Here is a 23,174-nt window from a genome sequence, read left to right as displayed (position 1 = left end):
GCGGATGTAACGCGGGGGCGTAACGAATTGTTGCCTGCCGGCCGGCAGGCGGAACGTCATTCCACCCAGTCCAGCCCGATGTCGCGATAGACGCCGCGATCCTCGTCCCAGCCCGGCTTCACCTTGACGTGGAGATAGAGGTGCACCGGCCGGTCGAGCAGCACCGCCAGTTCGGCGCGGGCGCGCGCGCCGATCTCGCGGATGCGGGCGCCGCCCTTGCCCAGCACGATCGCGCGCTGGGTCGGGCGTTCGACCAGGATCTGCTGGTGGATTTCCGCCGACCCGTCTTCGCGGTCCGAGAATTTCTCGGTCTCGACCACGCTGGCATAGGGCAGTTCGGCGTGGAGCTGCAGGTACAGCTGTTCGCGCGTCACCTCCGCCGCGAGCGCGCGTTCGGAGGCGTCGGAGACTTGGTCCTCCGGGTAATGCCACGGCCCCGCGGGCATCGCCGCGGCGAGCGCGCGCTTCAGTTCGGGCAGGCCGTCGCCGGTCTGCGCCGAGATGAAGAACGTTTCCGCGAACGGCAGGATCGCATTCAGCCGCTCGGCATGGGTGAGCAGCTTGCCCTTGTCCGCCAGATCGACCTTGTTGAGGATCAGGTAGATCGGTTCGCTGCGGCCCTTCAGCCCCTCGGCGATCTCGCTGACCTTCGGGCCAAGCCCGCCCTTGCCGTCGACCACCAGCGCGATGATGTCCGCGCCCTCGGTCCCGCCCCAGGCGGCGGCGACCATCGCGCGGTCCAGCCGGCGGTGCGGCTCGAAGATGCCCGGCGTGTCGACCAGCAGCAGCTGCGTCTCGCCCTCGATCGCGACGCCCATCAGCCGCGCGCGCGTCGTCTGCGCCTTGGGACTGACGATCGCGACCTTCTGCCCGACCAGCGCATTGACCAATGTCGACTTGCCCGCATTGGGCGCGCCGACCACCGCCACCAGCCCGCAATGCGTCGCGGGCGAATGTTGCGAATGTTGAGACGCCGGCGGGGTATCCATGCCGTCGGTCATTCGCCGGCGAACGCGTTCTTGAGGCGCGAGAAGAAGCCCTGGCTCTGCGGGCATTCGTCACCGGTTTCGGTTTCGCGGAACTCCTCCAGCAACGCGCGCTGGCGGGTGCTGAGCTTGGTCGGCGTCTCCACCTCGACCTGGATCACCAGATCGCCGTGGCCGCGCCCCTGCAACACCGGCATCCCGGCGCCGCGCTGGCGCAGTTGCTTGCCCGACTGGATGCCGGCGGGGATCTTCACCTCGTGACGGCGGCCGTCGAGGCCGGGGATCGACATGGTGCCGCCCAGCGCGGCGGTGGTGAAGCTGATCGGGGCGCGCGCGAAAAGGGTGGTGCCCTCGCGCTCGAAGATCGCGTGCCGCTTCACATGGAGGAAGATGTAAAGGTCGCCCGGGGGGGCGCCGCGCGCGCCCGCCTCGCCCTCGCCGGTCAGGCGGATGCGCGTGCCCTCGTCGACGCCGGGCGGCACGTTGACCGCCAGCGTCTTGGTCTTTTCCACGCGGCCTTCGCCGCGGCAGTCGGGGCACGGATCGGTGATGACCTCGCCCGAGCCGTGGCAGACCGGGCAGGCGCGCTCGACGACGAAGAAGCCCTGCTGGGCGCGCACCTTTCCGGCGCCCTGGCAATGGTGGCAGGTATGCGCATGGGTGCCGGGCTTGGACCCGGTACCGTGGCAGCTGTCGCAGGCGGCGGAGATGTCGATCGTGATCTCCGTCTCCTTGCCGTGGAAGGCTTCCTCCAGCGACACTTCCATGTCGTAGCGCAGGTCCGCGCCGCGGCGCGCCTGACGCCCGCCGCCGCCGCCGCGCTGGCCGCCCATGAATTCGCCGAAGACGCTTTCGAAGATGTCGGAGAAGCCCGCGAAATCCTGCGCGCCATGACCGTGGCCACCGCCCATCCCGCCGTTGCGGAACGCGGCATGGCCGAACCGGTCGTAGGCGGCGCGCTTCTGCGGATCCTTCAGGCAGTCATAGGCTTCGCTGACCGCCTTGAACTTCGCCTCGGAATCCTTGCACCCGGCGTTCTTGTCCGGGTGATACTTCATCGCAAGCTTGCGATACGACGACTTGATCGTCGCGGCATCCGCGGTGCGCTCGCATTCGAGCAGTTCGTAATAGTCGATTTCGGTCATGATCTTCTAAGCCCTCTCCCCCTCGGGGAGAGGGTTGGGTGAGGGGCGGCCAGTAACGCTGTCGCGCGTTTGCGGTCGCCCCTCCTCACTGCCCCTCTCCCAACCCTCTCCCCGCCGGGGAGAGGGCTTTACGGGAGACCTCACTTCGTTTCGTCGACTTCCGAGAATTCGGCGTCGACGACGTCTTCCTTCGGGGCATCGCCGGCGTCCGCGCCGCCCTGCGGCGATGCTTCGGCCTGCTGCTGCTTTTCGTAGATCGCCTGACCCAGCTTCATCGCGACCTGCGCCAGCGCCTGGCTCTTCTCGTTCATCGCCTCGGGATCGCCACCCTCGACCGCCGCCTTGGCAGCGTCGATCGCGGACTGGATCTCACCCTTCAGCGCGTCGTCCACCTTGTCGCCATTGTCGGCCAGCTGGCGTTCGGTGGTGTGGATCAGCGATTCGGCGTTGTTCTTCGCCTCGGCGCCGGCACGACGCTTCTTGTCCTCCTCCGCGAACTGTTCGGCATCGCGGACCATCTGGTCGATGTCGGCGTCCGACAGGCCGCCCGAGGCCTGGATGCGGATCTGCTGCTCCTTGCCCGTGCCCTTGTCCTTGGCGGACACGTTGACGATGCCGTTGGCGTCGATGTCGAACGTCACCTCGATCTGCGGCACGCCGCGCGGGGCGGGCGGAATGCCGACCAGGTCGAACTGGCCGAGCAGCTTGTTGTCCGCCGCCATCTCGCGCTCGCCCTGGAAGACGCGGATCGTCACCGCCTGCTGATTGTCGTCAGCGGTGGAGTAGGTCTGCGACTTCTTGGTCGGGATCGTCGTGTTGCGGTCGATCATGCGGGTGAACACGCCGCCCAGCGTCTCGATCCCCAGCGACAGCGGGGTGACGTCGAGCAGCAGCACGTCCTTCACGTCGCCCTGCAGCACGCCCGCCTGGATCGCGGCGCCCATCGCGACGACCTCGTCCGGGTTGACGCCGGTGTGCGGGTCCTTGCCGAAGAACTGCTTCACCACCTCACGCACGCGCGGCATGCGGGTCATGCCGCCGACCAGCACGACGTCGGCGATCTCGCTGGCGCTGAGGCCGGCGTCGGCCAGCGCCTTCTTGCACGGCTCCAGCGTCCGCTTGATGAGATCCTCGACCAGCCGCTCCAGATCGGCGCGGGTGATCGTCTTCACCAGATGCTTAGGGCCGTTCTGGTCGGCGGTGATGAAGGGCAGGTTGACCTCGGTCGACTGCGCCGACGACAGCTCGATCTTCGCCTTTTCGGCGGCTTCCTTCAGACGCTGCAGCGCCAGCTTGTCCTTGGTGAGGTCGATGCCCTCATCCTTCTGGAAGCCCTGCGCCAGATAGTCGACGATCTTGTTGTCGAAATCCTCACCGCCCAGGAAGGTATCGCCGTTGGTGGCCTTCACCTCGAACACGCCGTCGCCGATCTCCAGGATCGAGACGTCGAAGGTGCCGCCGCCAAGGTCGTATACCGCGATCGTCTTGCCGTCCTGCTTGTCCAGGCCATAGGCCAGGGCCGCGGCGGTCGGCTCGTTGATGATGCGCAGCACCTCGAGGCCGGCGATCTGGCCGGCGTCCTTGGTCGCCTGACGCTGGGCATCGTTGAAGTACGCCGGAACGGTGATGACCGCCTGCGTCACCGTCTCGCCCAGGTACGATTCGGCGGTTTCCTTCATCTTCTGGAGCGTGAAGGCGCTGATCTGCGACGGGCTGTATTCCTTGCCGCCCGCCTCGACCCAGGCGTCACCGTTCGACCCGCGCACGATCTTGTACGGGACCAGCTCGGTGTCCTTCCTGGTGACGGGATCGTCGAAGCGGCGGCCGATGAGACGCTTCACCGCGAAGATGGTGTTGTCGCCGTTGGTGACGGCCTGACGCTTCGCCGGCTGGCCGATCAGCCGCTCGCCATCCTTGGCGAAGGCGACGATCGACGGCGTGGTGCGCGCGCCTTCCGCATTCTCGATCACCTTCGCCTTGCCGCCTTCCATGACGGAAACGCACGAATTGGTGGTGCCGAGGTCGATACCGATAACTTTTGCCATGAGTGCTTTGCCTAGCCCCTACGAACGTAAAACGATGTCGGCGGCGCCCCGTTACGGCAGCGCAACCGCGTTGACCCGTGGCGATATAGGTGGCGTGTTCCGCGCCGCAAGATTGCGTTCAATGTGAAGGGAACCGTTGCCTGTCCCGTGCGTGGATCGTACAGGAGCCGATATGCAGAAAGCCCGCATCTACCAGCGTCCCAAGAACGCCATGCAGTCCGGCAAATTCCGGACCGATCGCTGGCAGCTCGATTTCGAGCCGGCCGAGCCGAAGCAGGCCGATCCGCTGACCGGCTGGGCGGGCAGCGGCGACACGCGCGAGCAGCTTCGCCTGGGCTTCCCGACGTGCGAGGCGGCGATCGCCTATGCCGAGCGCGAAGGCTTGCCGTACACGGTGATCCCGACGCCGACGAAGACGCTGAAGCTGCAGAGCTATGCGGACAATTTCCGGTAGGATTGCGCGGGGGGGCGTGTGGGCCTTTCCTCGTCCACCCTTCGAACCTTCCCCCCAAACCTCTGCCAGCGTCTCCTCCGTCATGCCGGACCAGTTCCGGCATCCACGGTTCCGCATATGCACAAGCCGTTGTTCTCGCGGCACGATGGACCCCGGAACAAGTCCGGGGTGACGAAGAGAGTACGATCAGTATCTCGCCCGTTCCGAGCGGGCATGATCAATGCGTTCCCGGACGTGTCGTATTCAGCTTGGAAGGCTGCTGCACCCGCGCAGGGGCGACGCCTCAGACCAGCGCGTCCGCCAGCAGCAGCAGCAGCTTGACGTCCATCGCCACGCCCTCGGCGCGCTTGGCGGCGACGAAGGCGGCGATCTCGCTGCGCGGGACGAGGTGGACGGCGATATCCTCGTCCCCCGTGCCGCCGCCGTCGGCGACCTTTACCACGTCATGCGCGCGTACCAGCGTGAAGCCTTCGCTGACCATGCCCGGCGAGGCGTGGAAGAAGCCGAGTTCCTCGACCCGCGCGGCGCGATAGCCGGTTTCCTCCTCCAACTCGCGCGCCGCGGCCTGCGCCACCGGTTCGCCCGCGTCCTCGTCCCCGACCAGCCCGGCGGGCAGTTCCAGGCAGTGGCGGGCGAGGGGGACGCGGAATTGTTCGACCAGGATGACGCGGTCCTCGGCATCGAAGGCGAGGACCACCGCCGCCTGGATGCCGCGCGCGCGCGATACATATTCCCAGCGTCCCTGGGTGATCGCCTGGATGAAGCGGCCTTCCCAGCGGATCTCGGCGGGCAGCGCGGCTTCTTCCTCCAGCGTCACAGTTCGATCACCCGGTCTGGCAGTTCGTTGGGATTGTCGGCGGTCTTGGGGAAATGCTCGGCCAGAATCGCGCCGATCGCGGTGACCGCGGCGACCATGCCGTCGCCCGCGCGCCCGTCGCGCACCGCCGTCACCAGCGCGGCCATGGCCTCCCCCCAGCGTTCGGGCGGGACCGTGCGGTGGACCGCGGCGTCGGTGACGATCTCCGCGACATGTTCGTCGGTGGACAGGTACAGCAGCACGCCCTCATGCCCGGCCGTGCGGCTTTCGGTGCCGACGCGGAACAGCTCGACGGCGCGGCGGCGGACGCGGCGCGCCTTCGTGCCGCGCGGGGTCAGCGCCATGCGCAGCGGCGTCCACGCCAGCGCGTAGCGGACGGCCAGAAAGGCGAGCGCCTGCGCGATCAGCAGCGCCAGCAGGTCGCGCGCCAGGTCGGCTTCCTCCCACCCGCGATCGAACGGGGTGAAGATGCCCGGGGCGATCGCGCCGATCGCGGTCATCGCGAGCACCGCGATCAGCGCATAATGGAGCGCGACGTCGTGATAGGCGTCCGACCGCTGCGTGACGATCGTGACGATCTCGCCATCGGTACGCGCCTCGGCCGCGGCGACCGCGGCGGTGACGGCATCGCGTTCCGCATCGCTGAGCACCAGCCGCGCCATCACCAGTCCCCGCTCGCGCCGCCGCCGCCGAACGACCCGCCGCCGCCCGAGAAGCTGTCGTTACCGCCGCCCCACGACGAACCGCCGCCGCCGCGGCCCCAGTCGCTGCCGCCTCCCCAGATGATGACGGGGGGCATGCCGCCGCCGCCGAAGCGCCGCCCGCCGCGCCGCCCGAACAGCATCGGCAGGACGATGAAGACGACGACCGCGATCCAGAAGGCCGCGACCATCCAGTCGCCGGCGGTGTCCTTCTTCTTCGCGCGCGCCGCGGCGGCTTCCTGCGCGCGCTTCTCGGCGGCCTCCGGCGGCGCCTTGAGCTGGTCGGCGATCGCCTGCGCGCCCGCGACGATCCCGCCCGCCATGTCGCCGTCGCGGAAACGCGGCAGGATCGCCTGGTTGATGATGACGCTGGCGAGCGCGTCGGTCATGATCGGTTCCAGGCCGTAGCCGACCTCGATCCGCACCTTGCGGTCCTTGGGCGCGACGATCAGGATCAGGCCGTTGTTGGCGTCCTTCTGCCCGATGCCCCAGGCGCGGCCCAGCCGGTAGCCGTAATCCTCGATCGCATAGCCTTGCAGGTCGGGAATGGTCGCGACCACCAGCTGGCGCGACGAAGCCTTTTCGGTTTCGGCCGACAATTGCTCCAGCTGCTGCACCTGCGCCGGCGACAGCAGGTGCGCATCATCGACGACTCGCCCCGTCAGCTTGGGGAAGGACGGTTCCGACGGCGCCTGCGCCAGCGCGGGCAGCGCGAGCGCCGCCAGCAGGATCGTCATCAGGAAGCGAAGCCATGTCATGATCGTTCCAACTCACCGGCGATCGCATCGGTGCCCGCGCGAACACCGGCGGCGATACCGCCGCGCGCGATGGCGGGCAGGATCGACCGCTGGATGATCGCTGCCGCCTCGGGATCGGTCAATTGCCGTTCCAGTCCCTTGCCAACCTCGACCCGCACCCGGCGTTCGCGCATCGCGAACAACAGCCCCACACCGTCGTTGCAACAGGCACGCCCGACGCGCCAGCGGTTGAAGAGCGTGAGGCTGTAATGTTCGATCGTATCACCCTCCAGCGACGGTATCGTCACAACGACGAGCTGATGGCCGGTCCGCTGCTCCAGGCGACGCGACGCGGCGGTCACGTGATCGCGCGTCGCCTTATCCAGCACCTGAGCACGGTCGACGACGCGGCCGGTCAGCCGGATGTCGTCTGGACCGGCAAGCGCGGCCGTGCCGGCAGCAAGCGCCGGGATCGCCGCCAGCCAGACCGCGACCCGGAACATCCGCCGGACCCAGCCGCCTCAGGCGCCGAAGTTCACCGTCGGGGCGGTTTCCGCGCCGGGCGTGGTGGCCTGGAACGGGACCATCGGCTTGGCGCCGTAGAAGATCTTCGCGCCGACCGCGTCGGGGAAGGTGCGGATGCGGGTGTTATAGGCCTGCACCGCCCCATTGTAGTCGCGCCGCGCGATGGTGATGCGGTTCTCCGTCCCTTCGAGCTGCGATTGCAACGACAGGAAGTTCTGGTTCGACTTCAGGTCCGGATACGCTTCCTGCAGCCGCTGCAGCGACAGCGTCACCGCATTCTGCGCGCGTTCGAACGACTGGACCTTGGCCGGGTCCTTCAGGTCGTCGCCCGACAGCTGGATGCGGGTGGCGCCGGCGCGCGCCTCGGTCACGCGGGTCAGCACGTCCGATTCCTGCTTGGCATAGCCCTTCACCGTGCTGACCAGATTGGGGATCAGATCGGCGCGGCGCTGATATTCGTTCTGGACGTCGGCCCAGCGCGCCTTGGCGGTTTCCTCGGCGGTGGGGATGCTGTTCAGCCCGCACGCGGCCAGCGGCAGCGCGAGCGCAACGGGGGCGACATAGCGACGGATCATCGTGACAAGCTCTCCACTGTCTGTGTCACGCATATAGGACACCCGCGGGGGATCGTGAATGCCCGCCGGATGGTTTATTTCGGCACGGCAACAGTGGAGGAAGGGAGCGGCCATGCTCAAGGATTTCCGGGCGTTCATCGCGCGCGGCAACGTGCTGGACCTGGCGGTCGGCGTCATCATCGGCGGCGCGTTCGCGACGATCACCAAATCGCTGACCGACGATGTCATCATGCCGGTGGTCGGCGCCATTTTCGGCGGGTTCGATTTTTCCGCCTATTTCATCCGGCTGGGCGAGATACCGGCGACGTACAAGGGATCGCCCGACAGCTATGCGCAGCTGAAGGCGGCGGGCGTGCCGCTGCTGGGCTATGGCGAGTTCGTCACCGTCGTCATCAACTTCGTCATACTGGCGTTCATCGTCTTCCTGCTGATGCGCAGCGTGAACAGGCTGGTCGCGACGATGGAGCGCGAGAAGGCCGCGGGCACCGCCGAGCCGGCAGCGGAAGCGGCCGAGGTGGTGCTGCTGCGCGAGATCCGCGACGAATTGAAGAACCGCGGCGCGACGCCCCCGGCGGCATGACGCGAAAAGGGCCGGCGGATCGCTCCGCCGGCCCGGTTTTTCGACGATCGCGGTGCGATCAATGCGTGCCGGGGGTCATCGACGGGTCGTCGACGACCTCGATGATGCCGCGGCCGACATGGCTGTGGCTGCGGCTGTAGCCGAAATAGATCACCATCCCGATCGCGCCCCACACCGGCAGCACCAGCATCGCGGCGGTGGGCAGGTTGAAGAACAGGAACACGCATCCCAGGATCGTCGCCGGCCCCACCAGGAACAGCGCCGGTGTGCGGAAGTTGCGGGGGTGATGCGGCGCGGTGCGGCGCAGGATCATCACCGCCACCGCCACCATCATGAAGGCGTAGAGCGTTCCGGCATTGGCGATATCGGCCAGTTGCCCGACCGGCAGGAAGGCGGCGGCGAAGGCCACGCCCACGCCCGTGACGGCGGTGACGATGTGCGGCGTCTTCCACTTGGGATGGACGGTCGACAGCCGTTCCGGCAGCAGGCCGTCGCGGCTCATCACGAAGAAGATGCGCGTCTGGCCGAACATGAGGATCAGGATGACCGAGGGCAGCGCCAGGAAGGCGGCGATGCCGAGCATGTTGCCGACCTTGGACCAGCCGATTGCGCGCAGCACATGCGCCAGCGCCTCGTTCGAGCAGACCAGCGCGTCGCGATAGGCCGGCAGCGCGCACTGGCGCGCCAGTTCCTCCGACCCGGCGGGGAAGGGGATGCCGTTCGGCCCCATGATCGGCTGTCCGCCGATCGTGCCGATCGCACCGGCGGCGACCAGGATGTAGAAGACGGTGCAGAACAGCAGCGACCCGATCAGCCCGATCGGCACGTTGCGCTGCGGGTTCTTGGTTTCCTCCGCCGCGGTCGACACCGCGTCGAAGCCGACATAGGCGAAGAAGATCGTCGCCGCCGCGCCCACCGCGCCGACGCCCGAGCCGAAGCCGCCGAACACGCCCGCGGGCAGGAACGGGTTGAAGCGCGCGGCATCGAACTGGTCGCTGGGCAGCGTCAGGACGATGAAGGCGGTCAGCGCCGTCACCTTGATCGCGACCAGCACCGCGTTGACGCGCGCGCTTTCGGTCGTGCCGATCATCAGCAGCCAGGTGATGAGCAGCGCGATCACGACCGCCGGCAGATTGACCAGCCCGCCCGGCGCGCCGCCCAGCGCCAGCGGCGCGGCGGACAGCCATGTCGGCAGATGGATGCCCAGGAACTGGTTGAGGATCGTGCCGCTGAAATAGCCCGACCAGCCGACCGCGACCGCGCTGGCGGCGACCGCATATTCGAGGATCAGCGCCCAGCCGACCGTCCAGGCGAGCAATTCGCCCATCGTCGAATAGGTATAGGTATAGGCGGACCCGGCGACCGGGATCATCGCCGCGATTTCGGCGTAGCACAGCGCGGCGACGATGCAGATCGCGCCCGCGATCGCGAAGGCCAGCATCAGCCCCGGTCCCGCTTTCTGAGCGCCGGCGGCGGTCAGCACGAAGATGCCGGTGCCGATGACGCACCCGATGCCGAACAGGGTCAGCTGGAACCAGCCCAGCGTGCGGTGAAGCGATTTCTTCTCCGCGGTGGCGAGAATCGCCTCAAGAGGTTTGACGCGCCCGAAAATCATGAAATCTATGTCCCCCCGGGGAGTGTGATGGCGGGGAGCCTAGCGTGACTTCCCGCCCGCGCAATAGTGTTGCGCGGACGTGACGGTATCCTGTGTTACTTTCGGCCGTCGTTTTCGACCAGCATCGGGCCGAGCGGGCGCCCGGCCATGATGTGGACGTGGAGGTGCGGCACCTCCTGGTGGCTGTCCCGTCCGGCGTTGGCGATCAGGCGGTAGCCCGTTTCGACCAGCCCGGCGTCGCGCGCGACCTTGCCGATCGCGCGGGTGAAGGCGGCGATTTCGGTATCGCTGGCGTTGGCGGAGAAATCGTCCCAGCTGACGTAGCGGCCGCGCGGCACCGCCAGCAGATGCGTCGGCGCCCAGGGCGCGATGTCGTGGAAGACGACGACATGCTCGTCCTCGTAGACGCGGCGCGACGGGATCTCGCCGCGCAGCAGCCTGGCGAAGATGTTGCCGTCGTCATAGGGCTGGGTCGCATCGACGCTCATCGGATCACCTCATTCGGGGCGGAAGGAGAGGGGCAGGCCGTTCGCCGCGGGCGTGCGCGCGGCCTTTTCGTCATGGCCGCTGGTCCCTTCGCGCCGCGCCAGTTCGGCGCGCACCTGGTCCAGCGTCAGCCCGGCGTCGGCGAGCAGGACGAACAGGTGATAGATCAGGTCCGCGGCCTCCGGCACGATCTTCGCCGGATCCTCGCCCATCGCGGCGATGACGGTTTCGGTCGCTTCCTCTCCGATCTTCTGCGCGATGCGGGCGCGGCCGCGCGCGAACAGCGAGGCGGTGTAGGAGCTGCCGGCGTCGGCGCCCTTGCGGGCGGCGATCGTGGCGGCGAGGCGATCAAGGATATCGTCGGCCATGGCGCGGCGGGTGCCCGCTCGCGTGCCTGCGGTCAATCCTTGCGATGGTGGCGGCGGCGAAGCGCGCGGCGCGTCAGCCAGATCGCCAGCGCGGCCATAACGAACAGCGCGACATCCGACAGCGCCGGGCCGGTGGCGGGCGCGACATGGCCGTCATGCCCGCCCTGCGCCAGCGCGGGGCCGATCAGCAGGAGGGTGAGGAACGCGCTGCGCATCGGTGATGGCGTAGCGGGGCGATGGTTAGTGGGGGGTTACGGGCGGCGTCCGTCCCATCGGAAGGCCCCAGCCTTCGCTGGGGCGACGTTTGGGGATGGGCGCCCTTCCTTTACCATCCGTTCGTGCTGCGGAGCTGAGTGGCCAGACGACCCAATATTCAGGGCGTCAGCCCCAGCGCGCGGCGGCCGGTGTCGAGTTGTGCGCGCAGGTTGGCGACGACGGCGGGGGAGGCGTCGGGGCGGGGAGCGGCGGGCTTTCCGGCGCGCAGGCGGGCGCGGTCGCGTTCCGGCGGGTCGACGACGCGGACGCGCACCGCGACCTGCCCCTGAGGGCGGATGCCAAGTTCCTGCGCCGCGCCGCGCGACAGGTCGATGATCCGCCCCGCCGCGAACGGCCCGCGATCGTTGACGCGCAGCAGGATGGTGCGCCCGGTGTCGAGCGCGGTCACCTCGACATAGCTGGGCAGCGGCAGGGTGGTGTGTGCGCCGCTGATCGCCTTTGCGCGGAAGCGTTCGCCGTTGGCGGTACGCTTGCCCGATTCACTGCCGTACCAGCTGGCATAGCCGAGCATGTCGTAGGCCGGGTCGGCGGCGGGGGTGTAGGTGGTGCCGCGCACCTGATAGGGCTTGCCGATGCGGACCGGCCAGTCGCTGACCGGGGCGTAGCGCCCGCCGCCGCACGCCGACAGCAGCAGCGCCGCCGCCAGCGCCGGGGCGGCGCGGGTCAATGCGCGCGCACCGGCACGCCCGCGGCGGCGAGCGCGGCATGGGCATCCGCGACGGTCGCCTGCCCGAAATGGAAGATCGACGCGGCGAGCACCGCGGAGGCATGGCCCTCCGTCACGCCGGCGACCAGATCGTCGAGCGTGCCGACCCCGCCCGAGGCGACGACCGGCACGGTCGTGCGGTCGGCGATCGCGCGGATCAGGTCGAGATCGTAGCCGTCGCGCGTGCCGTCGCGATCCATCGAGGTGACCAGCAATTCGCCCGCGCCCAGTTCGGCGAGACGCAGCGCGTGCGCGACCGCGTCGATCCCGGTGGCGCGGCGCCCGCCATGGGTGAACACCTCCCACCCGTCGCCGCTGCGGCGCGCGTCGATGCTGGCGACGCAGCACTGGCTGCCGAAGCGTTCGGCGATGTCGGCGACCACCTCCGGCCGGGCGACGGCGGCGGAATTGACCGCGACCTTGTCCGCCCCCGCCAGCAGCAGCGCGCGCGCATCGTCGGCGGTGCGCACGCCGCCGCCGACGGTCAGCGGCATGAAGCAGACCGCCGCGGTGCGCCGCACGACGTCCAGGATCGTGCCGCGCGCCTCATGGCTGGCGGTGATATCCAGGAAACACAATTCGTCGGCACCGGCCGCGTCATAGGCGCGCGCCTGTTCCACCGGATCGCCGGCATCGATCAGGTCGACGAAGTTCACGCCCTTCACCACGCGCCCGCCGGCGACGTCGAGGCAGGGGATCACGCGGGCACGGACGGTCATGGGCCGCTCCATGCCCGCGCGGGGGCGGCAGGGCAAGCATCGCCTGCCGCGCAGGTCTTTGGGCCGATCAGTGGGCGGCGGCGGCCTTCTGCGCCTTCGCCTTGGCGGCGTAATGGTGGTGCATCGCGGCGCAGCCGGCCATCGCGCCCATCACGGCGTGCCCCTTGCCGACATAATGGCCCGCGACCGCGCCGGCGGCGGCACCGCGCAGGCAGCCCTTGGCCAGCGCGGGCGAGGTCGATGCCACCATCAGCGGCAGCGCGATCAGAACGGCGAAACGCTTCACGTCATCCTCCATCACTGGTTGATGCCGTACGATACGCCGCGCGGGGCGGCGTGTTGCGTTACAAGTTGGTCATTTGCCGGTCAGGCGGCGGCGGCGACGCTGAGCGCGGCGGCGAGATCGAGCCGCCCGTCGTAGAGCGCGCGGCCGGTGATGACCCCCTCGATCCCGTCGCGGGCATGGAGCGCCAGGACGTGGATGTCGGCGATGCCCGCCACCCCGCCGCTGGCGATGACCGGAATGTCCACCGCGCGGGCGAGGTCGACGGTCGCCTCGACGTTGCAGCCCTTGAGCAGGCCGTCGCGGCCGACGTCGGTGAACAGCACCGCGGCCACGCCGGCATCCTCGAACCGGCGGGCCAGGTCGACCGCGCTGGTGGTCGACACGTCGGCCCAGCCCTTGGTCGCGACCATGCCGTCGCGCGCGTCTACCGCGACGACGATCCCGCCGGGGAAGGCGGCGGCCATGTCGCGGACGAATTGCGGGTTTTCCAGCGCGGCGGTGCCGATCACGACGCGCGCGACGCCCAGGTCGAACCATGCTTCCACGCTGGCGGGGGTGCGGATGCCGCCGCCCAGCTGGACATGGCCCGGGAAAGCCGCGACGATCGCGCGCACCGCCTCGCCATTGACGCTTTCGCCCGCGAACGCGCCGTCCAGATCGACGACGTGGAGGTGCCCGGCGCCCGCCGCGGCGAACAGCGTCGCCTGATGCGCCGGATCGTCGCCATAGACGGTGGCGCGGGCCATATCGCCCTCCGCCAGCCGCACGACCTGCCCGGCCTTGAGGTCGATCGCGGGGAAGACGATCAGCGGGGCGGTCACGGTTTCCATGCCAGGAACCTTTCGAGCATCGCCAGCCCGTAGCGCTGGCTCTTTTCGGGGTGGAACTGCACGCCGACGATCGTGTCGCGCGCGACCGCGGCGGTCACCGGGCCGGCATGGTCGGTGGTGGCGACGACCGACGCGCCGTCGAAGGCGTAGCTGTGGAGGAAATAGGCCTCGCCCGCGACGATCAGCGGGTGATCGGCGACGGGGACGACATCGTTCCAGCCCATGTGCGGCACCTTGGCGTCGCTGCCGGCAGTGTCGATGCGCCGCACGGTCCCGGTGATCCAGCCGAGGCCGGCGTGGGTACCCAGTTCCTCGCCCGTTTCGGCGAGCAGCTGCATCCCGACGCAGATGCCCAGGAACGGCGTGCCGTGATCCATGACGCGCGCGCGCATCGCATCGACCATGCCGGGGATCGCGCGCAGCGCCGCGGCGCAGGCGCCGAACGCGCCGACGCCGGGCAGCACGATGCGATCGGCGCGCGCCACCACGTCAGGGTCGGCGGTGACGAGAAGATCGGTGCAGCCGGCGGCGCGCAGCGCGTTTTCGACCGAGTGGAGGTTGCCGGCCTGATAGTCGATCAGGGCCAAGGTCATGTGCGTGGTTCCGCAGGCGTCATCCCAGCGAAAGCTGGGATCTCTCCGGGGGAAACGCGCCGCGCGCCACCGAAAGACCCCAGCCTTCGCTGGGGTGACGGGGAGGATGCGACCGCGTCCTTCACAGCGACCCCTTGGTCGACGGGATCGCATCGGCCTTGCGCGGGTCGATCTCCACCGCCTGGCGCAGCGCGCGGGCCAGCCCCTTGAACGCGCTTTCGGCGATATGGTGGTTGTTGTCGCCGTACAGCGTTTCGATGTGCAGCGTGATCCCGGCGGCCTGTGCGAAGCTGTGGAAGAAATGCTGGAACATCTCGGTATCCATCTCCCCCAGCCGGGTCTGGGTGAAGGCGGTCTTCCACACCAGCCACGGGCGCCCGGAAATGTCGAGCGCGACGCGGGTCAGCGTTTCGTCCATCGGCGACAGTGCGTCGCCGTAGCGGCGGATGCCGCGCTTGTCGGCCAGCGCCTGCGCGATCGCGGCGCCCAGCGCCAGCGCGGTATCCTCCACGGTGTGGTGCTGGTCGATGTGCAGATCGCCGTCGCACGTCACGTCCATGTCGATCAGCGAATGGCGCGACAGCTGTTCCAGCATATGGTCGAAGAAGCCGACGCCGGTGTTGACGGCATAGGCGCCGGTGCCGTCGAGGTTGACGGTGACGGCGATCTTGGTTTCGCTGGTGTCGCGGCGGATCGTGGCGGTGCGCATGATGGGCAGCACCCCATAACGATGCCGCGCGTCCAAGCAACCTTGACCCGGCGCATCATGGCGCTACCCAAGGGGGCATGAACGACATGCTGCCCGACAGCCTGATCCCCTATGACGAAATCGTGCAGGAAGCCCTGCGCGCGGTGGTGGGCCGCGTGCTGGGGACGGTGGCCGAATCGGGGGGGCTACCGGGCGAGCACCATTTCTACATCACCTTCAAGACGCAGGCGCCCGGCGTGGATATTGCCGCGCGCCTGATCGAGCGGTTCCCGGACGAGATGACGATCGTCCTGCAGAACCGTTTCTGGGACCTGACGGTGGACGACCGGCGCTTTTCCGTCGGCCTCAGCTTCAACCAGGTACCGTCGAAGCTGGTGATCCCCTATTCGGCGATCACCGGGTTCCACGACCCGGCGGTCAATTTCGAATTGCGTTTCCAGGCGCAGGAAGGGCCGGAGGACGGCCCCGGCGGGCACGACCCGGCCGAGAACGACGGGCCCCCCGCCGCACCGGTGGAGGACGGTTCGAACGTCGTCGCGGTGGATTTCAAGCGGAAGAAGTGACGGGGCGAGCGACACGATCATCGTGTCGCGGTTGCGCAGCAACGCCCCGGCACGGCCGGCGCGCCTGATGGCGCGTCCGACGTCACGGGATTTACTCCCGTGACGTGGCGGTGAGACAGCGAGGCGGGATACCCAGGTCGCGCCATATCGTCGGCGGAAGCGGACGCGGCGCGGTGGATGCCGGAACAGGGCTCTCCTGAGCGAAGTCGAAGGGTCCGGCATGACGGACCCCGCATGACGGACCCTGCATGACCGACAGGGCGTGCGATCAATCCGGGATGACGCGCCGCATCGCTTCCGCCAAAAGTCGCGCCATGATCGATTCCATTCCCCACCCCGATGCCGCCGTGCGCGAAGCGATCCTCGCGCCGCTGCGTGCGCATAACGACGCCGCCGCCGGGCCGACCGAGCGGCATGACGTGGCGCTGGCGGTGCGCGACGACAGCGGCGCGATCGTCGGCGGATTGTGGGGGACGACCGGCTATCGCTGGCTGTTCGTCCAGTATCTGGCACTGCCGCCAGAGCGGCGCGGGCGTGGCGAGGGGCGGGCGCTGATGCTGGCGGCGGAGGAGGAGGCGCGGCGGCTGGGGTGTATCGGCGTGTGGCTGGACACGTACAGTTTCCAGGCGCGCGGCTTCTACGAGAAGCTGGGCTATGCCGTGTTCGGGCGGATCGACGATTATCCGCCGGGCGAGGCGCGCCATTTCCTGTCGAAGCGGATCGACTGACGCCGCCGCCGGGTTCATGCGGGGAGGCATCGAACCAGCGACGGGATGACGAACGATGAGCGAGACGCGGACCGAGACCGATTCGATCGGCGCGATCGAGGTGCCGGCCAGCGCCTATTGGGGGGCGCAGACCGAACGCAGCCTGGAGAATTTTCCGTTCGGCGCGCGCGAGCGGATGCCGATCGAGATCGTCCATGCGCTGGCGATCGTGAAGCAGGCGGCGGCGCGGGTGAACCGGCGCCATGGCCTGCCCGCCGACAAGGCCGATGCGATCGAGGCGGCGGCGCAGGAAGTCGTGGACGGCATGCTGGACGACCAGTTCCCGCTGGTGATCTGGCAGACCGGCAGCGGCACGCAATCGAACATGAACGTCAACGAGGTGATCGCTGGCCGCGCCAACGAGATCCTGACGGGGACGCGCGGCGGCAAGGCGCCGGTCCATCCCAATGACGACGTCAATCGCGGGCAATCGTCGAACGACAGTTTCCCGACCGCGCTGCACATCGCCTGTTCGATCGCGGTGCGGCGGCGGCTGATCCCCGCGGCGGAGCGGCTGCACGCCGCGCTGGATGCCAGGGCGCGCGCGTGGGCGGGGATCGTCAAGATCGGGCGGACGCATCTGCAGGATGCGACCCCGCTGACGCTGGGCGACGAATTTTCGGGCTATGCGCACCAGATCCATCGCTGCCTGCGCCGGATCGAACCGGCGGTCGAGCAGGGCACCGACCGGCTGGCGCAGGGCGGCACCGCGGTGGGCACCGGGCTGAACGCGCCGAAGGGCTTCGCGCGCGATTTCTGTGCCGAGGTGCGCGGGCTGACCGGGATCGCGTTCAGCCCGGCGGACAATATGTTCGAGGCGCTGGCGAGCAACGATCCGCTGGTCCACCTGTCGGGCGTGCTCAACACGCTGGCGACGGCGTGTACGAAGATCGCCAACGACATCCGGCTGCTGGGGTCGGGGCCGCGCTGCGGGCTGGGCGAGCTGGACCTGCCCGCCAACGAGCCGGGCAGTTCGATCATGCCGGGCAAGGTCAACCCGACGCAGTGCGAGATGCTGACGATGGTCGCCGCGCAGGTGATGGGCAATCACGTCGCGATCACCGTCGGGGGTGCGCAGGGGCATCTGGAGCTGAACGTGTTCAAGCCGATGATCGGCGCGGCGGTGCTGCGCTCGATCGACCTGCTGGCGACCGGGTGCGACAGTTTCGCCGAGCGGTGCGTCGAGGGGCTGGAGGCGAACGAGGCGCGGATCGGCGAGTTGCTGGACCGCTCGCTGATGCTGGTCACCGCGCTGGCGCCGGAGATCGGGTACGACAATGCCGCGAAGATCGCCAAGCACGCGCATGCCGAGGGGCTGACGCTGAAGGAGGCGGGCATCGCGCTGGGGCTGGTGGATGCCGACACGTTCGACCGCGTGGTGCGGCCGGAGGCGATGCTGGGAAACGAGGGGCGGGGGAACTGACGTGCGCGTGCCGCATTGAGCGCGGGCGTAACGATGAAGGATCCTGCCTCAATGGGTGTGACGACGATGGGCGCGCTGATCGGCGGCGCGATCGATGCGATGTCGGGCGACGACGACAGCGTCGCGGACGGCGCGCTGTACGGCGCGATCACCGCCAACGTCCTGAAGGTGGTGCTGCCGGTGGTCGCCACCTGGGCGATTGGCTGGGGCGTGCTGAAGGGTATCGAAACGCTGGGCAACACGATTTCGGAAAGGGTGAAGGCATGATCCGCACGATTCTCGGCGCGCTGGTGGGGCGCGAACTGGACCGCCGCGACGGGCGCGGCGGCGCGGGCGGTGCACTGTTCGGCGCGCTGGCGACCCGCGCGGTGACGCGCATGGGCCCGCTGGGCATGGCGCTGGGCGGCGCCTATGTCGCTAAGAAGGCGTATGACCGGCGCAAGGCCGCCAAGGCGGGCGTCGCGCCGCGGGTTTGACGCTGACACGCGGTCAGGCGGAGACGGCCCCCGGCGTCAGCTTGGGGGCCGTTTTCGTATGCGGCTCCGCGGGCACCGGATCGGGCGTCATCCCAGCGAAGGCTGGGATCTTTTGCCGAGAGGGCGTCGTCGATGGTGAAAGGCCCCAGCCTTCGCTGGGATGACGGTCTTGGTGTTGCGCTTCCGCTTACTCCCCCCAGTCCGCGTCCTGATGCTCGCCCAGCCGCGGGCTGGCGCGGTCGGCGCGGATGCGCATGCCGTCATAAGTGATCGGCGCCGCTAAACCGGGCAGTCCATCGACAACCAGCCGCATGCCGCGTGCGATGACCTGCGGATCGGCGAACACCTGGTCGATGCGGTTGACCGGGCCGACCGGCACGCCGGCCGCCTCCAGCGCGGCGAGCAGGTCGGCGCTGGGCCACAGCACGGTGCGCGCGGTGACCAGCGGCAGCAGCGCGGCGCGGTTCGTCACCCGCGCCGGATTGGTGGCGAAGCGCGTGTCGCCTGCCATGGTGGGGACACCCAGCACGTCGCACAGCTTCGCGAATTGCCGGTCATTGCCGACCGCGATGATGAGGTCGCCGTCGGCGGTCGGGAAGCTCTGGTACGGCGTCAGATTGGCGTGGCCGTTGCCCATGCGCGCCGGCACCACCCCGCTGGCCATCCAGTTGAGCGCCTGGTTGCCGAGCACCGCGACCTGCGTGTCGAGCAGCGCCATATCGATATGCGTGCCCGTGCCCGTCCTCGCGCGATCGTGCAGCGCCGCCAGGATCGCGACGACCGAATAGACGCCGGTGAACAGGTCGGCGAAGGCGACCCCGCCTTTCTGCGGCGGGCCGTCCGGTTCCCCGGTGATCGACATGATCCCGCCCATCCCCTGCACGATGAAGTCGTAGCCGGCGCGGTGCGCATAGGGGCCGTCCTGTCCGAAGCCGGTGACGGAGCAGACGATCAGCCGCGGATCGGCGGCGCGCAGCGCGGCGGCGTCCAGCCCGTATTTGACGAGGCCGCCGACCTTGTAATTCTCGATCACCACGTCCGCGCCCGCCGCCAGCGCGCGCACCCGCGCCTGCCCCTCCGGCGTGGCGATGTCGACCGCGACCGACCGCTTGCCGCGGTTGCAGGCGTGGTAATAGGCGGCCGACAGGTCCGCCCCGTCCGCGCCGGTCAGGAACGGCGGCCCCCAGTGGCGGGTGTCGTCGCCTTCGCCAGGGCGTTCCACCTTGATGACGTCGGCGCCCAGATCGGCGAGCAGCTGCCCCGCCCATGGCCCGGCGAGGATGCGGGCGAGTTCGAGGACGCGGACGCCAGCGAGCGGTCGGGGGGGCGTGGTATCGGTCATCGCGCGGGTGTAGCCGGTTCGCGCCTTGATGGCACCCGCCGCGCGCCGTAAGGCCGGGCGACCCACCGTGGAGACCGATTGCATGAAGACCCGCGCCGCCGTTGCGTTCGAGGCGAAGAAGCCGCTGGAGATCGTCGAACTCGACCTGGAAGGCCCGAAGGCGGGCGAGGTGCTGGTCGAGATCATGGCGACCGGCATCTGCCACACCGACGCCTATACGCTGGACGGACTGGACAGCGAGGGGCTGTTCCCCAGCGTGCTGGGGCACGAGGGCTGCGGCATCGTGCGTGAAGTGGGCGCGGGCGTGACCAGCGTGGCGCCAGGCGACCATGTCATCCCGCTGTACACCCCCGAATGCCGCCAGTGTAAGTCGTGCCTGAGCCAGAAGACCAACCTGTGCACCGCGATCCGCGCGACGCAAGGCAAGGGGCTGATGCCGGACGGCACCACGCGCTTCAGCTACAAGGGGCAGCCGATCTATCACTATATGGGCTGTTCCACCTTCTCGAACTTCACCGTCCTGCCCGACATCGCGGTGGCGAAGATCCGCACCGACGCTCCGTTCGACACCAGCTGCTACATCGGGTGCGGCGTGACCACCGGGGTGGGCGCGGTCGTCAACACCGCCAAGGTCGAGCCGGGGGCGACGGTGATCGTGTTCGGGCTGGGCGGGATCGGCCTGAACGTGATCCAGGGCGCGAAGATGGCCGGCGCGCACCGCATCATCGGCGTCGACATCAACCCCGACCGCGAGGAATGGGGCCGCAGGTTCGGCATGACCGACTTCGTGAACCCGCGTGACGTCGGCGATATCGTGCCGCACCTGATCGCGATGACCGACGGCGGCGGCGACTATACGTTCGACTGCACCGGCAATACGGTCGTGATGCGCCAGGCGCTGGAGGCGGCGCACCGCGGCTGGGGCGAATCGATCGTGATCGGCGTGGCCGAATCGGGCAAGGAGATCAGCACCCGCCCGTTCCAGCTGGTCACCGGCCGGGTGTGGAAGGGCACCGCGTTCGGCGGTGCGCGCGGGCGCACCGACGTGCCGAAGATCGTCGACTGGTACATGGACGGGCTGATCCAGATCGACCCGATGATCACCCACCGGCTGACGCTGGAGGAGATCAACAAGGGCTTCGACCTGATGCATGCGGGCCAGAGCATCCGCAGCGTCGTGGTGTATTGAGACAACAAGCGAGGAGGAGCAGGATATGTATTCGCACATGATGGTCGGATCGAACGACATGGACCGGTCGAAGAAGTTCTACGACGCGCTGTTCGCGTCGCTGGGCGGCAAGCCGGGGATCACCGATCCGAAGGGGCGGCTGATCTACATGCACAACGGCAGCCTGTTCCTGGTCACCCCGCCGATCGACGGCGAGGCGGCGACGCCGGGCAATGGCATGACGATCGGCTTCGCGGTGGACGGGCCGGAACAGGCCAATGCCTGGCATGAAGCCGGCGTCGCCGCGGGCGGCCGCGCGATCGAGGATCCGCCCGGCGTGCGCAGCGGTGCGGGGATGAACCTGTACCTGGCGTATCTGCGCGATCCCGACGGCAACAAGCTGTGCGCGCTGCACCGGATGCCGGCCGCGGCGTAAACCAAGTGCCGCCCCGGCCGGGTGCCGGGGCGGTCATTGCTGTGGGACATGGCGATGGACACCGTTTCGACCTCCAGGGCGCATGGCGGGACGCAGGGCGTCTATCGCCACGCCTCCGCTGCGACCGGCACCGACATGACCTTCTCGGTCTATGTCCCCGATCATGCGCCGGGCGTGCGGCTGCCGGTGGTCTGGTATCTGTCGGGGCTGACCTGCACCCATGCCAATGTCACCGACAAGGGCGAGTTCCGCGCGCATTGCGCGCGCCACGGGCTGATCTTCGTCGCGCCCGATACCTCACCGCGCGGTGACGATGTGCCCGATGAGGATGCGTGGGATTTCGCCAAGGGCGCGGGCTTCTACGTCGACGCGACGCAGGCGCCGTGGGCGGCGAACTATCGCATGTGGTCCTATGTCACCGACGAGCTACCCGCGTTGATCGCGGCGCAGTTTCCGGCCGACATGGATCGCCAGTCGATCATGGGCCATTCGATGGGCGGGCACGGCGCGCTGACGATCGGACTGACCCATCCAGAACGATTTCGCGCGGTGTCCGCCTTCGCCCCGATCGTCGCGCCGACGCAGGTGCCGTGGGGCAAGGCGCTCGACCGCTATCTGGGCGACGACCGCGCCGCCCAGCGGCGCCACGATGCCGTCGCGCTGATCGAGGATGGCGCGCGCGTGACGGAATTGCTGGTCGATCAGGGGGATGCCGATGCCTTTCTGACCGAGCAGCTGCGCCCCGAGCTGCTGGCGGCGGCGTGCGATGCGGCGGGAATCGACCTGACGCTCAGGATGCAGCCGGGGTACGACCACAGCTATCACTTCGTCTCCACCTTCATGGGCGATCACCTCGACTGGCACGCGGCGCGCCTGTCGGCTTGACGGGAAGGGGGGCGGCGGGCCATCAGCCGCCATGGATTCCGACCGTACCGCCGACCCCCACAACATGAAGCGCCGCGGCATGCTGTTCGTCCTGTCCTCGCCATCGGGGGCGGGCAAGTCGACGATCGCGCGCAAGCTGCTGGCCAGCGAGCCGGAGCTGTCGCTGTCGGTGTCGGCCACCACCCGTGCGATCCGCGAGGGCGAGGAGGACGGGCGCGACTATCATTTCGTGACGCTCGACAAGTTCCGCGAGATGGTGGAGGCGCGCGAATTCCTGGAATGGGCGCACGTCTTCGACCAGCGGTACGGCACGCCGCGCGCGCCGGTGGAAGCGATGCTGGCGGCGGGCAAGGACGTGCTGTTCGACATCGACTGGCAGGGTGCGCAGCAGCTGCACCAGATCGCCGGCGGCGACGTGGTGCGCGTGTTCATCCTGCCGCCGTCGATGGAGGAGCTGCGCCGCCGTCTGGAAGGCCGCGCCACCGACGCGCAGGAAATCATCGACCGCCGCATGTCGCGTGCGGATGCCGAGATCAGCCACTGGGACGGATATGACTATGTGCTGGTCAACGACGATGTCGACAGCTGTTATGCCAAGGTGAAGACGATCCTGGCGGCCGAGCGGCTGAAGCGGTCGCGGCAGACCGGGCTGATCGGGTTCATCCGCAAGCTGCGCACGCGCGAGGCGTAGGGCGGGGGCGTATTGCGCCCTTTGCGCGGGAAAGGGACGGCGTGGCCTGCATGGCGCGCGTCCCCATGGACTCGTTGCCGCCCGCTTCAAACGTCGGTTGATGGCCGTCACCCCGGTGAAGGTCGGGGGCCATGGTGCCGCAGACGCAACGGTCGTCGCGTTTGGGCAGACATGGATGCCGGAACAAGTCCGGCATGACGGGGGGATGTGGCCGCGGCGGCGCGCGCCGTCGCCCCGAATATGGTCAAGTCATTTTCGAGCGGCGTTTCC

Annotated in this window: 30 protein-coding genes; 11 read left to right on the top strand and 19 right to left on the bottom strand. The window is 68.8% G+C overall.

The annotated features are described in order from the left end of the window. Positions 1 to 56 precede the first annotated feature (56 nt). From era to dnaK, 3 genes are all read right to left on the bottom strand, one after another. Complete coding sequence (gene era / locus COA07_RS04685) at positions 57 to 989, bottom strand: GTPase Era (protein WP_066706559.1); 933 nt, start codon at positions 987 to 989, stop codon at positions 57 to 59. 8 nt (positions 990 to 997) lie between these two features. Next, positions 998 to 2,134, bottom strand: a complete 1,137-nt coding sequence (gene dnaJ, locus COA07_RS04680; protein ID WP_066706544.1) for a molecular chaperone DnaJ — start codon at positions 2,132 to 2,134, stop codon at positions 998 to 1,000. 137 nt (positions 2,135 to 2,271) lie between these two features. Then, positions 2,272 to 4,176 carry a molecular chaperone DnaK gene (gene dnaK, locus COA07_RS04675; protein ID WP_066711362.1) on the bottom strand — a complete coding sequence of 635 codons (1,905 nt, stop codon included), beginning with the start codon at positions 4,174 to 4,176 and terminating at the stop codon, positions 2,272 to 2,274. 172 nt (positions 4,177 to 4,348) lie between these two features. Here dnaK and COA07_RS04670 point away from each other — a divergent pair, with 172 nt between their 5' ends. Beyond that, complete coding sequence (locus tag COA07_RS04670; RefSeq protein ID WP_066711361.1) at positions 4,349 to 4,630, top strand: ETC complex I subunit; 282 nt, start codon at positions 4,349 to 4,351, stop codon at positions 4,628 to 4,630. A 283-nt stretch (positions 4,631 to 4,913) separates the two neighbouring features. Here COA07_RS04670 and COA07_RS04665 read toward each other — a convergent pair whose 3' ends face one another. From COA07_RS04665 to COA07_RS04645, 5 genes are read right to left on the bottom strand one after another with little or no spacing between them, the layout of a single operon-like run. After that, a complete protein-coding gene (locus tag COA07_RS04665; RefSeq protein WP_245842011.1) occupies positions 4,914 to 5,447 on the bottom strand; it encodes an NUDIX hydrolase in 534 nt (177 codons plus the stop codon). Further along, the gene (locus tag COA07_RS04660) at positions 5,444 to 6,109 is read right to left on the bottom strand and encodes a TPM domain-containing protein (RefSeq protein ID WP_066711360.1); all 666 of its coding nucleotides are present in this window, start codon (positions 6,107 to 6,109) and stop codon (positions 5,444 to 5,446) included. The genes COA07_RS04665 and COA07_RS04660 overlap by 4 nt, the downstream gene beginning before the upstream one ends. Next, on the bottom strand, positions 6,109 to 6,906 hold the full coding sequence (locus COA07_RS04655; RefSeq protein WP_066711359.1) for a TPM domain-containing protein: 798 nt from the start codon (positions 6,904 to 6,906) through the stop codon (positions 6,109 to 6,111). The genes COA07_RS04660 and COA07_RS04655 overlap by 1 nt, the downstream gene beginning before the upstream one ends. After that, positions 6,903 to 7,388 carry a TPM domain-containing protein gene (locus COA07_RS04650; RefSeq protein WP_066711358.1) on the bottom strand — a complete coding sequence of 162 codons (486 nt, stop codon included), beginning with the start codon at positions 7,386 to 7,388 and terminating at the stop codon, positions 6,903 to 6,905. The genes COA07_RS04655 and COA07_RS04650 overlap by 4 nt, the downstream gene beginning before the upstream one ends. Before the next feature lie 18 nt (positions 7,389 to 7,406). Beyond that, positions 7,407 to 7,985 (bottom strand): LemA family protein, encoded by a 579-nt coding sequence (locus COA07_RS04645; RefSeq protein ID WP_066711357.1) that lies wholly within the window; start codon positions 7,983 to 7,985, stop codon positions 7,407 to 7,409. A gap of 112 nt (positions 7,986 to 8,097) precedes the next feature. On the opposite strand from COA07_RS04645, the gene mscL reads away from it, so the two are divergent. Further along, positions 8,098 to 8,565 carry a large conductance mechanosensitive channel protein MscL gene (mscL, locus tag COA07_RS04640; RefSeq protein ID WP_066711356.1) on the top strand — a complete coding sequence of 156 codons (468 nt, stop codon included), beginning with the start codon at positions 8,098 to 8,100 and terminating at the stop codon, positions 8,563 to 8,565. Positions 8,566 to 8,623: 58 nt separating this feature from the next. Here the strand turns inward: mscL and COA07_RS04635 are convergent, their stop codons facing one another. The 10 genes from COA07_RS04635 to hisB all read right to left on the bottom strand — a co-directional run bounded on the left by COA07_RS04635 (position 8,624) and on the right by hisB (position 15,153). Then, a complete protein-coding gene (locus COA07_RS04635; RefSeq protein ID WP_066711355.1) occupies positions 8,624 to 10,180 on the bottom strand; it encodes an amino acid permease in 1,557 nt (518 codons plus the stop codon). A 95-nt stretch (positions 10,181 to 10,275) separates the two neighbouring features. After that, positions 10,276 to 10,668 carry an HIT domain-containing protein gene (locus tag COA07_RS04630; RefSeq protein WP_066711354.1) on the bottom strand — a complete coding sequence of 131 codons (393 nt, stop codon included), beginning with the start codon at positions 10,666 to 10,668 and terminating at the stop codon, positions 10,276 to 10,278. Between the two features lie 9 nt (positions 10,669 to 10,677). Continuing rightward, a complete protein-coding gene (locus COA07_RS04625; RefSeq protein WP_066711353.1) occupies positions 10,678 to 11,034 on the bottom strand; it encodes a phosphoribosyl-ATP diphosphatase in 357 nt (118 codons plus the stop codon). Between the two features lie 32 nt (positions 11,035 to 11,066). Next, positions 11,067 to 11,249 (bottom strand): hypothetical protein, encoded by a 183-nt coding sequence (locus tag COA07_RS04620; RefSeq protein WP_066711352.1) that lies wholly within the window; start codon positions 11,247 to 11,249, stop codon positions 11,067 to 11,069. 158 nt (positions 11,250 to 11,407) lie between these two features. Further along, entirely contained in the window at positions 11,408 to 11,977 is a 570-nt protein-coding gene (locus COA07_RS04615; protein WP_096640548.1) for a septal ring lytic transglycosylase RlpA family protein, read from the bottom strand. Further along, positions 11,974 to 12,735 carry an imidazole glycerol phosphate synthase subunit HisF gene (hisF, locus tag COA07_RS04610; RefSeq protein ID WP_066713000.1) on the bottom strand — a complete coding sequence of 254 codons (762 nt, stop codon included), beginning with the start codon at positions 12,733 to 12,735 and terminating at the stop codon, positions 11,974 to 11,976. The genes COA07_RS04615 and hisF overlap by 4 nt, the downstream gene beginning before the upstream one ends. A 67-nt stretch (positions 12,736 to 12,802) precedes the next feature. Next, positions 12,803 to 13,021: a hypothetical protein gene (locus COA07_RS04605; RefSeq protein WP_373853939.1), complete on the bottom strand. Its 219-nt coding sequence runs from the start codon at positions 13,019 to 13,021 to the stop codon at positions 12,803 to 12,805. 80 nt (positions 13,022 to 13,101) lie between these two features. Then, positions 13,102 to 13,851, bottom strand: coding sequence for a 1-(5-phosphoribosyl)-5-[(5-phosphoribosylamino)methylideneamino]imidazole-4-carboxamide isomerase (gene hisA, locus COA07_RS04600; RefSeq protein ID WP_174525856.1), 750 nt, complete (start codon positions 13,849 to 13,851; stop codon positions 13,102 to 13,104). Further along, a complete protein-coding gene (gene hisH / locus COA07_RS04595) occupies positions 13,839 to 14,444 on the bottom strand; it encodes an imidazole glycerol phosphate synthase subunit HisH (RefSeq protein ID WP_066712996.1) in 606 nt (201 codons plus the stop codon). The genes hisA and hisH overlap by 13 nt, the downstream gene beginning before the upstream one ends. Positions 14,445 to 14,565: 121 nt before the next feature. Beyond that, positions 14,566 to 15,153 (bottom strand): imidazoleglycerol-phosphate dehydratase HisB, encoded by a 588-nt coding sequence (gene hisB / locus COA07_RS04590; protein ID WP_066713008.1) that lies wholly within the window; start codon positions 15,151 to 15,153, stop codon positions 14,566 to 14,568. A gap of 77 nt (positions 15,154 to 15,230) precedes the next feature. On the opposite strand from hisB, the gene COA07_RS04585 reads away from it, so the two are divergent. The 5 genes from COA07_RS04585 (at position 15,231) to COA07_RS04565 (ending at position 18,382) form a co-directional block, all read left to right on the top strand. After that, a complete protein-coding gene (locus COA07_RS04585; RefSeq protein ID WP_066712998.1) occupies positions 15,231 to 15,716 on the top strand; it encodes an SspB family protein in 486 nt (161 codons plus the stop codon). A 314-nt stretch (positions 15,717 to 16,030) separates the two neighbouring features. Continuing rightward, positions 16,031 to 16,444: a GNAT family N-acetyltransferase gene (locus COA07_RS04580; RefSeq protein WP_066711347.1), complete on the top strand. Its 414-nt coding sequence runs from the start codon at positions 16,031 to 16,033 to the stop codon at positions 16,442 to 16,444. Positions 16,445 to 16,499: 55 nt separating this feature from the next. Continuing rightward, positions 16,500 to 17,906 carry a class II fumarate hydratase gene (gene fumC, locus COA07_RS04575; protein WP_066711339.1) on the top strand — a complete coding sequence of 469 codons (1,407 nt, stop codon included), beginning with the start codon at positions 16,500 to 16,502 and terminating at the stop codon, positions 17,904 to 17,906. A 51-nt stretch (positions 17,907 to 17,957) separates the two neighbouring features. After that, a complete protein-coding gene (locus tag COA07_RS04570; protein WP_066490238.1) occupies positions 17,958 to 18,173 on the top strand; it encodes a hypothetical protein in 216 nt (71 codons plus the stop codon). Then, positions 18,170 to 18,382, top strand: coding sequence for a hypothetical protein (locus COA07_RS04565; RefSeq protein ID WP_066711340.1), 213 nt, complete (start codon positions 18,170 to 18,172; stop codon positions 18,380 to 18,382). The genes COA07_RS04570 and COA07_RS04565 overlap by 4 nt, the downstream gene beginning before the upstream one ends. A 187-nt stretch (positions 18,383 to 18,569) precedes the next feature. Here the strand turns inward: COA07_RS04565 and COA07_RS04560 are convergent, their stop codons facing one another. Then, on the bottom strand, positions 18,570 to 19,724 hold the full coding sequence (locus COA07_RS04560) for a CaiB/BaiF CoA transferase family protein (RefSeq protein WP_066711348.1): 1,155 nt from the start codon (positions 19,722 to 19,724) through the stop codon (positions 18,570 to 18,572). A gap of 82 nt (positions 19,725 to 19,806) precedes the next feature. On the opposite strand from COA07_RS04560, the gene COA07_RS04555 reads away from it, so the two are divergent. Genes COA07_RS04555 through gmk form a run of 4 tightly spaced genes read left to right on the top strand, consistent with a single transcriptional unit; the run spans position 19,807 to position 22,904 of the window. Then, positions 19,807 to 20,913, top strand: a complete 1,107-nt coding sequence (locus tag COA07_RS04555; RefSeq protein ID WP_066711341.1) for an S-(hydroxymethyl)glutathione dehydrogenase/class III alcohol dehydrogenase — start codon at positions 19,807 to 19,809, stop codon at positions 20,911 to 20,913. A 25-nt stretch (positions 20,914 to 20,938) separates the two neighbouring features. After that, positions 20,939 to 21,328 (top strand): VOC family protein, encoded by a 390-nt coding sequence (locus tag COA07_RS04550; RefSeq protein WP_066711342.1) that lies wholly within the window; start codon positions 20,939 to 20,941, stop codon positions 21,326 to 21,328. A 54-nt stretch (positions 21,329 to 21,382) separates the two neighbouring features. Continuing rightward, the gene (gene fghA, locus COA07_RS04545; RefSeq protein ID WP_066711349.1) at positions 21,383 to 22,213 is read left to right on the top strand and encodes an S-formylglutathione hydrolase; all 831 of its coding nucleotides are present in this window, start codon (positions 21,383 to 21,385) and stop codon (positions 22,211 to 22,213) included. A gap of 31 nt (positions 22,214 to 22,244) precedes the next feature. Further along, positions 22,245 to 22,904: a guanylate kinase gene (gene gmk / locus COA07_RS04540; RefSeq protein WP_066711343.1), complete on the top strand. Its 660-nt coding sequence runs from the start codon at positions 22,245 to 22,247 to the stop codon at positions 22,902 to 22,904. Positions 22,905 to 23,174 lie beyond the last annotated feature (270 nt).

It is taken from the genome of Sphingomonas adhaesiva (genome assembly GCF_002374855.1).
GTDB classification, from domain to species: Bacteria; Pseudomonadota; Alphaproteobacteria; order Sphingomonadales; family Sphingomonadaceae; genus Sphingomonas; species Sphingomonas adhaesiva.
Note: the sequence above shows the minus strand (reverse complement) of the source record. Positions and strands in the feature narration are given on the sequence as shown.

Excerpts from the sequence above, each read along its gene's own strand:
- COA07_RS04650 (WP_066711358.1), bottom strand. The coding sequence starts at position 7,388 with ATGTTCCGGGTCGCGGTCTGGCTGGCGGCGATCCCGGCGCTTGCTGCC.
- COA07_RS04670 (WP_066711361.1), top strand. The coding sequence starts at position 4,349 with ATGCAGAAAGCCCGCATCTACCAGCGTCCCAAGAACGCCATGCAGTCC.
- COA07_RS04645 (WP_066711357.1), bottom strand. The coding sequence starts at position 7,985 with ATGATCCGTCGCTATGTCGCCCCCGTTGCGCTCGCGCTGCCGCTGGCC.
- COA07_RS04560 (WP_066711348.1), bottom strand. The coding sequence starts at position 19,724 with ATGACCGATACCACGCCCCCCCGACCGCTCGCTGGCGTCCGCGTCCTC.
- fumC (WP_066711339.1), top strand. The coding sequence starts at position 16,500 with ATGAGCGAGACGCGGACCGAGACCGATTCGATCGGCGCGATCGAGGTG.
- gmk (WP_066711343.1), top strand. The coding sequence starts at position 22,245 with ATGGATTCCGACCGTACCGCCGACCCCCACAACATGAAGCGCCGCGGC.
- hisH (WP_066712996.1), bottom strand. The coding sequence starts at position 14,444 with ATGACCTTGGCCCTGATCGACTATCAGGCCGGCAACCTCCACTCGGTC.
- dnaK (WP_066711362.1), bottom strand. The coding sequence starts at position 4,176 with ATGGCAAAAGTTATCGGTATCGACCTCGGCACCACCAATTCGTGCGTT.
- COA07_RS04660 (WP_066711360.1), bottom strand. The coding sequence starts at position 6,109 with ATGGCGCGGCTGGTGCTCAGCGATGCGGAACGCGATGCCGTCACCGCC.
- fghA (WP_066711349.1), top strand. The coding sequence starts at position 21,383 with ATGGACACCGTTTCGACCTCCAGGGCGCATGGCGGGACGCAGGGCGTC.
- hisB (WP_066713008.1), bottom strand. The coding sequence starts at position 15,153 with ATGCGCACCGCCACGATCCGCCGCGACACCAGCGAAACCAAGATCGCC.
- mscL (WP_066711356.1), top strand. The coding sequence starts at position 8,098 with ATGCTCAAGGATTTCCGGGCGTTCATCGCGCGCGGCAACGTGCTGGAC.
- COA07_RS04555 (WP_066711341.1), top strand. The coding sequence starts at position 19,807 with ATGAAGACCCGCGCCGCCGTTGCGTTCGAGGCGAAGAAGCCGCTGGAG.
- hisF (WP_066713000.1), bottom strand. The coding sequence starts at position 12,735 with ATGACCGTCCGTGCCCGCGTGATCCCCTGCCTCGACGTCGCCGGCGGG.
- COA07_RS04565 (WP_066711340.1), top strand. The coding sequence starts at position 18,170 with ATGATCCGCACGATTCTCGGCGCGCTGGTGGGGCGCGAACTGGACCGC.
- COA07_RS04630 (WP_066711354.1), bottom strand. The coding sequence starts at position 10,668 with ATGAGCGTCGATGCGACCCAGCCCTATGACGACGGCAACATCTTCGCC.
- COA07_RS04570 (WP_066490238.1), top strand. The coding sequence starts at position 17,958 with ATGGGTGTGACGACGATGGGCGCGCTGATCGGCGGCGCGATCGATGCG.
- COA07_RS04580 (WP_066711347.1), top strand. The coding sequence starts at position 16,031 with ATGATCGATTCCATTCCCCACCCCGATGCCGCCGTGCGCGAAGCGATC.
- era (WP_066706559.1), bottom strand. The coding sequence starts at position 989 with ATGGATACCCCGCCGGCGTCTCAACATTCGCAACATTCGCCCGCGACG.
- COA07_RS04550 (WP_066711342.1), top strand. The coding sequence starts at position 20,939 with ATGTATTCGCACATGATGGTCGGATCGAACGACATGGACCGGTCGAAG.
- hisA (WP_174525856.1), bottom strand. The coding sequence starts at position 13,851 with ATGGAAACCGTGACCGCCCCGCTGATCGTCTTCCCCGCGATCGACCTC.
- COA07_RS04625 (WP_066711353.1), bottom strand. The coding sequence starts at position 11,034 with ATGGCCGACGATATCCTTGATCGCCTCGCCGCCACGATCGCCGCCCGC.
- COA07_RS04635 (WP_066711355.1), bottom strand. The coding sequence starts at position 10,180 with ATGATTTTCGGGCGCGTCAAACCTCTTGAGGCGATTCTCGCCACCGCG.
- COA07_RS04585 (WP_066712998.1), top strand. The coding sequence starts at position 15,231 with ATGAACGACATGCTGCCCGACAGCCTGATCCCCTATGACGAAATCGTG.
- COA07_RS04620 (WP_066711352.1), bottom strand. The coding sequence starts at position 11,249 with ATGCGCAGCGCGTTCCTCACCCTCCTGCTGATCGGCCCCGCGCTGGCG.
- COA07_RS04655 (WP_066711359.1), bottom strand. The coding sequence starts at position 6,906 with ATGACATGGCTTCGCTTCCTGATGACGATCCTGCTGGCGGCGCTCGCG.